This is a genomic window from Streptomyces anatolicus (assembly GCF_019400875.1).
GTDB classification, from domain to species: Bacteria; Actinomycetota; Actinomycetes; order Streptomycetales; family Streptomycetaceae; genus Streptomyces; species Streptomyces anatolicus.
Genome location: NZ_WMBF01000225.1, coordinates 1 through 10,021, shown reverse-complemented (window position 1 = coordinate 10,021; position 10,021 = coordinate 1). Strand labels below are relative to the sequence as shown.

At 72.9% G+C, this 10,021-nt stretch carries 7 protein-coding genes; 5 read left to right on the top strand and 2 right to left on the bottom strand.

From position 1 onward, the window contains the following. Window positions 1-536: hypothetical protein (locus tag GKQ77_RS19835; protein WP_258021591.1), on the top strand; the 536-nt coding region annotated here is incomplete at its 5' end. A gap of 242 nt (window positions 537-778) precedes the next feature. Here GKQ77_RS19835 and GKQ77_RS19830 read toward each other — a convergent pair. Both GKQ77_RS19830 and GKQ77_RS19825 read right to left on the bottom strand, forming a co-directional pair. Next, a complete protein-coding gene (locus GKQ77_RS19830) occupies window positions 779-1,417 on the bottom strand; it encodes a hypothetical protein (protein ID WP_219690262.1) in 639 nt (212 codons plus the stop codon). A 218-nt stretch (window positions 1,418-1,635) separates the two neighbouring features. Next, on the bottom strand, window positions 1,636-3,825 hold the full coding sequence (locus GKQ77_RS19825) for a RecQ family ATP-dependent DNA helicase (protein WP_219690261.1): 2,190 nt from the start codon (window positions 3,823-3,825) through the stop codon (window positions 1,636-1,638). Between the two features lie 133 nt (window positions 3,826-3,958). Here GKQ77_RS19825 and GKQ77_RS19820 point away from each other — a divergent pair, with 133 nt between their 5' ends. The 4 genes from GKQ77_RS19820 to GKQ77_RS19805 all read left to right on the top strand — a co-directional run. Beyond that, window positions 3,959-5,668 (top strand): DUF4192 domain-containing protein, encoded by a 1,710-nt coding sequence (locus GKQ77_RS19820; RefSeq protein ID WP_219690260.1) that lies wholly within the window; start codon window positions 3,959-3,961, stop codon window positions 5,666-5,668. Between the two features lie 372 nt (window positions 5,669-6,040). Next, window positions 6,041-7,954 carry a glycogen debranching N-terminal domain-containing protein gene (locus GKQ77_RS19815; protein ID WP_308117719.1) on the top strand — a complete coding sequence of 638 codons (1,914 nt, stop codon included), beginning with the start codon at window positions 6,041-6,043 and terminating at the stop codon, window positions 7,952-7,954. A gap of 95 nt (window positions 7,955-8,049) precedes the next feature. After that, on the top strand, window positions 8,050-8,811 hold the full coding sequence (locus GKQ77_RS19810; protein ID WP_219690258.1) for an NUDIX hydrolase: 762 nt from the start codon (window positions 8,050-8,052) through the stop codon (window positions 8,809-8,811). Between the two features lie 212 nt (window positions 8,812-9,023). Then, the coding region (locus GKQ77_RS19805) for an ABC transporter ATP-binding protein (RefSeq protein WP_219690257.1) at window positions 9,024-10,021 on the top strand (998 nt) is incomplete at its 3' end.

The following is a 10,021-nucleotide window of genomic DNA, read 5'->3' as shown; positions in this document are numbered from 1 at the left end:
TACCCGGTCCGCGTCCCGCGGCCCCGCCGCGCCCCGGCCGTCCGGGTCCCGCCCGGCCGATGCCGCCCGCGCAGCGCACGCCGCGTGACACGGCCGTCAAGCCCGGGCCTTCCGCCCCGGCTGCTTCCGGTCCGTCCGCGGCCTCGGTTCCGCAGATCCAGCTGATCCCGGCCTCGGCCGAGGGTGCGCTGGACGCGGCCGAGGAAGCCGTCGACCTGCTGCTGGACTCCGGGCGCGCGCCCGGGGACGTCCTGGTGATCACCACAGGCGATCCGCACCCGTGGGCCACGCATGAGCTATCCTTCGGCGAGGCCGCCTACTGGGCCCAGCACGATGCGGGCGACGACGTCTTCTACGCCGACGCCTCCGCGCTGACCCGTGCGGCGTCCCGGCCGGTCGTCGTCGTCGCCATCAACGGCGGCAGCGAGGAGACCTCGGTCGCCGCGCTCCCCACGGCCCTCGCCCGGGCAGGCACCCTGCTGATCGTGTGCGGTGACCCGCAGCGGATCAACTCGATGCTGGGCGCGAGCGTCTGACGCGGTGCGTCCGGCGTCCGCGTCTCTGGTGTCTGGGGCCGCACCGGGCGTCCGGTGAGGGCCAGGCGTCGGCGTGAAGGTGCTGCGCCTGCGCCCGTGCCCCCGCCTGGCTCCGGTTACCCCGTGTCTGACGGTGCCGGGGCGTGGGTGTGCCTGTCTCCCGGGGGGCTCGTCTGCGGGGGCCGCGTCCCCGGGCGAGTCGGGAGGGAGACGGCTGCGGCGCCTGAGCCTCGGGCGCCGCGTCAGCGTGCTGCCGCGCGGCTGAGCACGTCCGAGGCGGCGCCTCCCGTACGAGGTATCGGCGGATCGGCCCCGGTGAAGGCTTCCGGCGGCGAACCGGCGCTCGGTCGGCGGCCGCCGCGCCCCTCACCCAGCACCTGCCAGCCGTCGCGTGTCAGCGTGATGTACGCGCCACAGCGCAGCCCATGCAAGGTGCAGGCATCCCGCAGGCCCCACATCCAGGCGCCGTCCTCCTGCGTCCAACGCGCGTCACCGTCACGGCAGTAGAGCAGCACGGCGGTGCGCACCGGGGTGCGTCGGCGCAGATCGTGCGGGATGACCCGGCGCAACTGCGCGAGCAGCGCGTTGCGAAAGATCCAGCCGTCCGTCGCGGTGGCGCGTCGGCTGAACGACGCGCTGGCCCGGAGCCGTTCGTCCGGATCCAGCACCGCCACGACGGCCGTCGCGGGTGTCGGCTGATGCCGGGTGTGCAAGCCGCTCACGATCTCACGCGGATTGCGCAGCAGAGGGATTCCCGCGGCTGACCACTCCGCGGGCTCGAGCGTGCGGGCCAGTCGGTGGGCGGAATCGGCGGACATCTCGGCCGGCGTCGAGGGCTCCGACAGCGACGCCGCATCGGACGGAGCGAATCCGAAGGTCACGGTTCTCCCTTCGGCTACGCGCCCCCTGCTGAGGGCGGGGTCGGACTGGGGGAGCGCACCGCGGCACAGCCCTACTGGGCCACGGGAACCGCGCGGGGAGCAATTCCAATTCTTCCCGTCGTAGTGGCTTGCGGCAACGAGCAATTGGAGCCGCACGCCGGTATCGGATGATGCGCCTTGTATATCCCTGCCCAACTCGTCGCCCCTCGACGCTCATCTCATCCCTGCACCGCCAGGACCAGCGGCAACACCCCCTTGGCCCCGGCCCGTCGAAGCATGCGCGCGGCCACTGCGAGAGTCCACCCGCTGTCGCTCAGGTCGTCCACGAGGAACACGGGGCCGTCGGCCTCCTGGAGCGCGGCCGCGAGCGCGGGAGGCACCGTCAGCGCACCGTCCAGAGCGCGCAGGCGCTGGGCGCTGTTGCTCCTCGGAACCCGGCCGGCGTCGGCCCCCGGGGCGTACTCGATGGAGCCGAGCAGGGGGAGTCGGCCGACCTCGGCGATCCGGGCGCCGAGCGACTGGATCAGCTGGGGCCGAGTGTGCGAGGTCATGGTCACCACGCCGACCGGCCGGGGCTGCGCGTCACTCCCGCCCGAAGCCCAGCCGCCGGGCCCCTTCGCCCAGTCCGCGAGCACATCGACCACGGCCTTGGCCACGTCGTCCGGTACCGGCCCGTCCGGTGCCTGCGGGGCGAGCATGGGGCGCAGACGGTTTCCCCAGCCGATGTCGGAGAGCCGCCCCAAGGCACGCCCGGGGGCAGCCTGTTCGCCCGCCGGGATACGTCCCTTGAGTTCCACGCCGACCGCGGCCAGGCCGGTGGGCCACATCTTCCGAGGCTCGACGTCGACGCCCGCGCGTCCGAGCTCTCCCCGTGCCGAGTCCAGCGCCGCGGGAGACACCTCGTCACCGAATCGCGCCCCCGCGCAGTTGTCACAGCGCCCGCAGGGTGCCGCGCCCTCGTCGTCCAGCTGGCGCCGCAGGAACTCCATGCGGCAGCTGGTCGCCGACGCGTACTCGCGCATCGCCTGTTGCTCGGCCTGCCGCTGCTTGGCGACCCAGGCATAGCGCTCCGTGTCGTACGCCCAGGGCTGGCCGGTGGAGATCCAACCACCCTTGACGCGCCGGACGGCGCCGTCCACGTCGAGCACCTTCAGCATGGTCTCGAGCCGTGAGCGGCGGAGTTCGACCAGGGGCTCGAGGGCGGGCAGCGACAGGGGCCTGCCCGCTTGGGCCAGGACGTCGAGGGTGCGGCGCACCTGCTCCTCGGGAGGGAAGGCGAGCGAGGCGAAGTAGTTCCAGATCGCCTCGTCCTCCTTGCCCGGCAGGAGCAGCACCTCTGCGTGGTCGACGCCGCGGCCTGCGCGCCCCACCTGCTGGTAGTAGGCGATCGGCGAAGAAGGGGAGCCGAGGTGGACCACGAACCCGAGGTCGGGTTTGTCGAAGCCCATGCCCAGGGCGGAGGTGGCGATCAGCGCCTTCACGCGGTTGGCGAGGAGATCTTCCTCGGCCTGCTGCCGGTCGGCGTTCTCGGTCTTGCCCGTGTACGAGGCCACGGTGTGCCCGCACTGTCGCAGATAGGCGGTCACTTCCTCGGCGGCGGCGACCGTGAGGGTGTAGATGATCCCGGAGCCCGGCAGGTCATTGAGGTGGTCGGCCAGCCAGGCCAAGCGGTGTGCGGCGTTCGGCAGCTGGAGCACGCTCAGGCTCAGGCTCTCCCGGTCCAGAGGGCCACGCAGCACGAGCGCGTCCGAGCCGCCCCCGGTGCCGAGCTGCTCGGCGACATCGGCGGTCACGCGAGCGTTGGCGGTCGCCGTGGTGGCCAGGACCGGCACGTCGGGCGGGAGGTCGGCGAGCATGGTGCGCAGCCTGCGGTAGTCGGGGCGGAAGTCGTGGCCCCAGTCGGAGATGCAGTGCGCCTCGTCGACCACGAGCAGGCCGGTGGCCGCGGCGAGCTTGGGCAGGACCTGGTCGCGGAAGTCCGGGTTGTTGAGCCGCTCCGGGCTCACCAGCAGCACGTCGACGTCGCCCGCGGCCACCTCGGCCTGGACGGTCTCCCACTCCTCGGTGTTGGAGGAGTTGATCGTGCGGGCACGGATGCCGGCTCGCGCGGCCGACTCGACCTGGTTGCGCATGAGGGCGAGCAGGGGCGAGACGATCACGGTGGGACCGCTGCCGCGCTCGCGCAGCAGGGCCGTCGCGACGAAATACACCGCGGACTTGCCCCAGCCCGTGCGCTGCACGACCAACGCCCGGCGCTTCTCGGCGACGAGCGCCTCGATCGCACGCCACTGATCCTCGCGCAGGCGGGCGCCGCCCGACGAGGGCGCCCCGCCGGATTCGGGGGAGGGGCCGCCGACGAGGCGGGCGAGGACGGCGTCGGCCGCCGTGCGCAGATCTTCGTTGCTCATGCCCCCATGCAACCCGATGGGTCGGACATTAGGCGAACGAGCCCGCGAGGCTGTGGATAAGTTTTGGCGTGCCCCTGATCGAGGTTATCCACAGGGTCAACCGGAACCTTGCGATCCGCGGGACAGTCGGCGCATGACGAATCACAGCGAAGAAATCGGCCCCATCGACCCGAGCGACCCGGCGCCCGTGCCCGCGGCCGCGAGCGACCCGGCGGCCATCCCCGACACCGCCGCTATCCACGCAGGCCCGAGCGATCCGGCCGCCAGCCCCGCCAGCCCCGCCGATCCAAGCGAGCCGACTGGCTCCGCCGACCAGATCGCCCCCAGCCGCACTGCTCACCCCAGCGCCCCCGGCGGCTCCGCGGTCACCCCTGACCGCCCGCTCGAAGCAGGCGACGAGCTGCCCAGCGGCGATCCCGACGAGCCGCCCGGCGGCGATCCCTTCGAGGAGCCGCTTGTCACCCTGCGCACCCCTGCCGAACTGGCGGATTCCTTGCCCTACTTGCTCGGCTTCAAGCCCGAGGACAGCATCGTGCTCATGGCTCTGCACGGTGAGCGGGGCCGACTGGGCGGCCGCGTGCGCCTGGGCATTCCCGAGCGCGCGGGGGACTGGCCACCCGTCGCGGAGCAACTGGCCAAGTGCCTGGTGGGCGGCTGCGAGCGGAGGGGAGACCGCCCCGACGGCATCGTCGCCTTCCTCTGCCGGGAACCCGGCGAAGCGGAGTCCGGGCAGCAGATCGCGGAGCGTCTGCGGCCGCTGGCACAGATGGTGCGCACGGCGTGCGGCGCCCTCGACGTCCCGGTGTTCGAAGTCGTCTGCATCTCGGACCACCGTTTCTGGACCTACTGCTGTCCGGACACCCGGTGCTGCCCGCCTGAAGGCAGCCCTCTGATCAGGCCCGGCACCTCGGTCCTCGCGGCCGCCGCGACCTACATGGGAGTCCAGGCGGTCGCCACCCAGGGAGAGATCAGGGCGCGGCTCACTCCATGGGAGACCGCTGCGGCAATCGAACAGGAGCGAGCGCTGGACGCCGCCGGCCTCGCGCTCATCCCCAGGATCCTGAACGAGGAGGACGTCGCCGCCGCCGAAACGCTCGACCTGGCGCGTCGGATCATGGCCCGCCTCGCCGCCGCACCACCCGTTTCGGGCACGCTAGAGGCGGACAACAGGGACGACGAACTGATCGCACACGACGAAGCGGCCGCCCTCATCCTCGGCCTCCAGGTCCGGACGACACGTGATCGTGCGGCGGAGTGGATGGAGGGCGACGAGGCGCCCCCTGCCCTGCGCCTGTGGAGGGCGCTGGCCCGACGTTGCGTCGGCGCGTACGACGAGCATGCGGCGGCGCCGCTGTCCCTCGCCGGCTGGGTCGCCTGGTCCCTCGGTGACATCGCGGAAGCACAGGAAGCCCTGGACATGGCGTTGCGCGCCGACTGCGAGTACACGTTCGCCCTGCTCCTGCACCACGCGTGCAACGAAGGCATGGACCCGGAGTCGATCCGTCGCTGCCTCCGCAGGAAGCAAGACGTCCGTGAAGACGCTGAGGGGGGTGGGGCCTTCGCATCGCTGGACGGCTCACCCCAACCCACGGGTAGTGAGAGGTTGTTGGAGGCGGGCACCTCGACGGCCGAGGAAGACACTCCCCGGCGGCGACGGCGCCGCCTGCCCCGCTCGCCGGGAAGCGGCGGCTCCCGAAGCTCCGACGTTCCCCGCGCCTCAGCCGGGCCCAGCGGCACCCGAAGCTCAAGCGGACCAGCCGGCACCCACGCTTCGGGCAGCCCCGGGACTGGCCCGCAGAACCGGCGGCGCACCGTCCGGCGCGGCGCGAGGAACGACCGATGAGCGCGCCCGCCCGTTGGTGGGCCAGGTGCGCGGCGCGGCTGCGTAGGGGAGTGGCATTCATAGGAAGTTGGCTCCATGTGGTCGGCTTCCTGGGGCCGGGGCGTGACTTGGGGCGGGCCGGGCCCGTTCACCTGAGTGGCGGTATCTGTGGCCGGGTCGCGTCGCTGTACCGCCGCCGACCTTTCGTAGCGCAGACAACGCCGAAGAAGCCGCCCCATGTCCCTTTCCGCACCGTCTCCCGCGTCCGACAGAGAGGGGCCCCGGCGGGCCGTGCCGGGCCCAGGGTTCCGGCCTGGTGCACTCCGCCCATCCGGCGCACCGGCACCGGCGTCGCGCCGCCCCGTAGAGCTTCCACCCGCGCACACGGCCTTGATCTGCGTAGCCCTGCCCGCTTTCGCGATCTCCACGGATCAAGGGCAGCTGACCGGTCGCGGACTGGAGGGGTTCTACCGGGCGGGACGCCGGATCCTCTCCCGCTGCCAAGTGCGTGTGGCCGGCCGGGAGCCGGTCGCCGTGCAGGCCCGCATGCTCTCGGCGGACAGCGCCCGCTTCGTGGCGACCCTGCGGCTGTCGACCGGCGGCCCCGACCCGGAGATCGTCGTCGAGCGGATCCGATACGCGGACGGTACGGAACGGATCACGCTGCACAGCGCGGCCGGGCGCCCCCTGCGGCTGCCCGTCGAGGTCTCGCTCGGCACGGATCTCGCCGAGATGGGGCTCGTCGCGTCCGGCGGAGCCGGGCCCGAACTGCCCGCCAGTGTCCATGACTCCGGTATGCGGTGGTCCACCGCCACGGCCCACTGCACGGTCACGGCCGACCCGGTGCCCGCCGACGCCGTGGCCTCCGCCGGGTTGCTGCGCTGGGAGGTGGACTTGCCGCCAGGTGCCTCCCGCAGCGTGGAATTGCGGGTGAGACCTGATGGCGCCGGGCCGATCCGCCTGGCGGGGCACGGCGCGTTGCGCTCGGCCGTCGCCGCGCGCGCGGTCGGGGACGACCCCAGGGTCCAGCCGTTGCTCGACCGGTCCGTCGAGGATCTACAGGCCTTGCTGCTGCGGGCCCCCGAGCACCCCACCGACATGTATCCGGCGGCGGGCGCGCCGTGGCGCTGCGGACTTGCGCCTGCCGAGGCCCTGGCTGCGGCCCGTATGGCGCTGCCGCTGGGCACGCGGCTCGCCGCCGGGACTCTGCGCACCCTCGCTCGAAGTCAACTCACGGGGTCAGGGCCGCGGTCGGGCATGATCCCGGGGCCGCTCAGGGACGCGGGGCCGCACCTGCCGCCCGGCTGTACGGGAACCGAGGCGACCCTGCTCTTCCCGGTGCTCCTCGCCGAGGCGCGGCGGTGGGGGCTTCCCGGGCAGGAAGTGGAGGAGCTGCTGCCCGCGGCGGAGAGGTGCCTGAGCTGGCTGATCGGGGCGGTCGGCGACGGGACCTTTCTGCCGGACGCACACCCGAGTGGGCTAGCGCGGTGTGAGACGCAGGCCCACGCTCATCGGGCCGCGCTGCTCGGCGCCGACCTGTGCGACGCGTACAGCCTTGAGGGGGCGGTCGGACTGCGGCAGTGGGCCCAGCGACTGCGAACCACGTTTCGGGAGGCGTTCTGGGTGGAGGACCGGGCCGGCGGGCGACCGGCCTTGGCCCGCCTGCGCGACGGCCGCCCTGTGCCGCACCTCACCGGGGGAGCGGCACACCTCCTGGACACCGGCCTGCTCGGGGCGGGGGTGCTCGCCCCCGGCCTGCTCGACAAGGTGCAGACGGAACAACTCGCCCGGCTCCTCGGCGGGCCCGCCATGGACTCCGGCTGGGGGCTGCGCAGCCTGGGTGCCAAGGAGGCGGCGTACAACCCGTTCGGGCACCGCGGCGGGGCGGTGCGCGTGCAGGAGACAGCGGTCGCCGTGGCGGGTCTCGCGGCGGCGGGATACGACAAGGAGGCGAGTTCGCTGCTGCGAGGCATGCTGGCGGCGGCGGAAAGCTTCGGCCATCGGCTGCCCGAGATGTACGCGGGCGAGCAGCGCACGGAGGGCAGCGCCCCGCTGCCGCACCCGGCGGCCTGTCGTCCGGCGGCGACCGCCGCGGCCGCCGGGGCACATGTCCTTACGGCGCTGTCAGGGATCCGCCCCGACGCGCCGGCGGGGACGGTGAAGCTGAGGCCGGTTCGCAGCGCCCCGCTGGGAGAGCTGGGCCTGACAGCGCTGAGCGTCGCGGGCGCACCGTTCTCCGTACGGGTGAGTCGGCTCGGCCTCGCCATGGTCGAGGAAGCGGCCGACGGACTGCAGTTGGGAGTGTGAGCCAGGCCGAAAGTCATGGGTGAAGGAGAGAACCGGACCGGAAGCCATCGGCGAAGGAGGTGTTTATCGTCAGGCAGACGACTATGATCGCGGGCATGTCCCCCTACGACCCGTCGGCCTTCCCGCCCTTCGCCGTCACTGTCGACCTGGTCGTGCTGACCGTGCGCCGTCACGCGCTCTGCGCGCTGGCCGTGCGGCGCGGTGAGCAGCCGTTCCAGGGGCGTTGGGCGCTCCCCGGAGGATTCGTACGTCCGGACGAGGATCTCTCGGCTGCGGCCGCGCGGGAACTCGTCGAGGAGACGGGTCTGTGCGCCCATGACCCCGACGCCCCGGCGCAGGCCAACGGGGCGCATCTCGAACAGCTCGCCACGTACGGCGACCCCAAGCGGGACCCGCGGATGCGGGTGGTCAGCGTCGCGCACCTCGCGCTCGCGCCCGACCTGCCCTCGCCCCGGGCGGGCGGCGACGCGCACAGCGCGCGCTGGGCGCCGGTGGAGACCTTGCTCAACCAGGCGGCCTTCGGTCGCGACGGCGAACCGGCCGCGCCGCTCGCCTTCGATCACGCGCAGATCCTGGCGGACGGCGTGGAGCGCGCCCGCTCCAAGATCGAGTACTCATCGCTGGCCACAGCCTTCTGCCCGCCGGAGTTCACCGTCGGCGAGCTGCGACGTGTGTACGAGGCGGTGTGGGGTGTCGTCCTGGACCCGCGCAACTTCCACCGCAAGGTGACCGGCACCCCGGGCTTCCTCGTGCCCACAGGCGGCACGACGACACGGCAGGGCGGACGGCCCGCCCAGCTCTTCCGGGCGGGCGGGGCGACGCTGCTCAACCCACCGATGCTCCGCCCCGAGGTCTGAGCCACCCACGCTCATCGACGACGCCTGCTCCACCCTTCCTCGCTGCCGTTTCCCGTGTCGCTCGTCTGTCGGTGGACACCAGCGGTCCACCTCCTGCCCGAAAAGTCAGAAATATCGCGTTATCTTGCTGCGGTACCCACGGGGTTCGCCCGTCTCTGATCCGGCGGACGGGCCCCGGCCGCCGAGCGGTCGCACATCCTGCGAGAGAAGCGATGATCCAGGCCATCGGACTGACCAGCAATCCCCGCCAGGAGCTCCCGCCCGCCGTCGACGACGTGTCCTTCGAGGCGAGAGCCGGCCGTGTCACGGCGCTGCTCGGCGCCGAGGCCGCCGGTAAGACCACGACGCTGCGGCTCATGCTCGAACTCCAACAGGGCCGTGGAATCACGTACTTCAGAGGCCGCCCCCTGCATCGCATCGCCCATCCCTCGCGCGAGGTGGGCGTCCTCCTGGGCGACGTTCCGGGGCACCCGGCGCGCTCGGTCCGTGGACACTTGCGCATGCTGTGCGCGGCCGCAGGAGTGCCCGTGCAGCGCGCCGACGACGTTCTTGAGGTCGTCGGCCTCGTCAGCCTCCGGGACGAGCGGCTCGGCACCCTTTCACGGGGTATGGACCGCCGTCTCGGGCTGGCCTGCGCGTTGCTCGCCGATCCGCACACGCTCGTCCTGGACGGGCCGGCCGACGGGCTCTCCGCCCGGGAGGGCGCCTGGCTGCACGAGATCCTGCGCGTACACGCGAGCCAGGGCGGCACGGTGCTGTTCACCACGGCCGACCCCAGGGAGGCGGCTCGCACCGCCGATCGCGTCGTCACGCTGGAGGCGGGGCGGCTCGTCGCGGACCAGGAGGCCGCCGACTTCGCGCGGACCCGGCTCCGCCCCCGCGTCGCCGTGCTGAGCCCTCACGCGGCCCGCCTGGGGGCGCTCCTCGCCAAGGAGGCCCGCGCGGGGCATCGCTCCATCGAGGTGGTCAAGGAGGGCGGCAACAGACTCTCCGTGTACGGCAGCAGTTGCGCCGATGTGGGGGAGACCGCGTACCGGCACGGCATCCTCGTCCACCAACTCGCCGACGAGGTCGGTGACGCGGGGCCTTCAGCGGGGCCTTCAGCGGGGCCTTCAGGCGTCGAGGCGAGGCCTTCAGGCGCCCCGGGGTCATTGAGCCAGCCCGTAGTAGCGCCCGCCGCAGCCGAAGAAGGCTCTGCCGAGGACAAAGA

Coding starts and splice junctions, on each gene's coding strand:
- GKQ77_RS19810 (WP_219690258.1), top strand. CDS start 8,050: ATGTCCCCCTACGACCCGTCGGCCTTCCCGCCCTTCGCCGTCACTGTC.
- GKQ77_RS19820 (WP_219690260.1), top strand. CDS start 3,959: ATGACGAATCACAGCGAAGAAATCGGCCCCATCGACCCGAGCGACCCG.
- GKQ77_RS19825 (WP_219690261.1), bottom strand. CDS start 3,825: ATGAGCAACGAAGATCTGCGCACGGCGGCCGACGCCGTCCTCGCCCGC.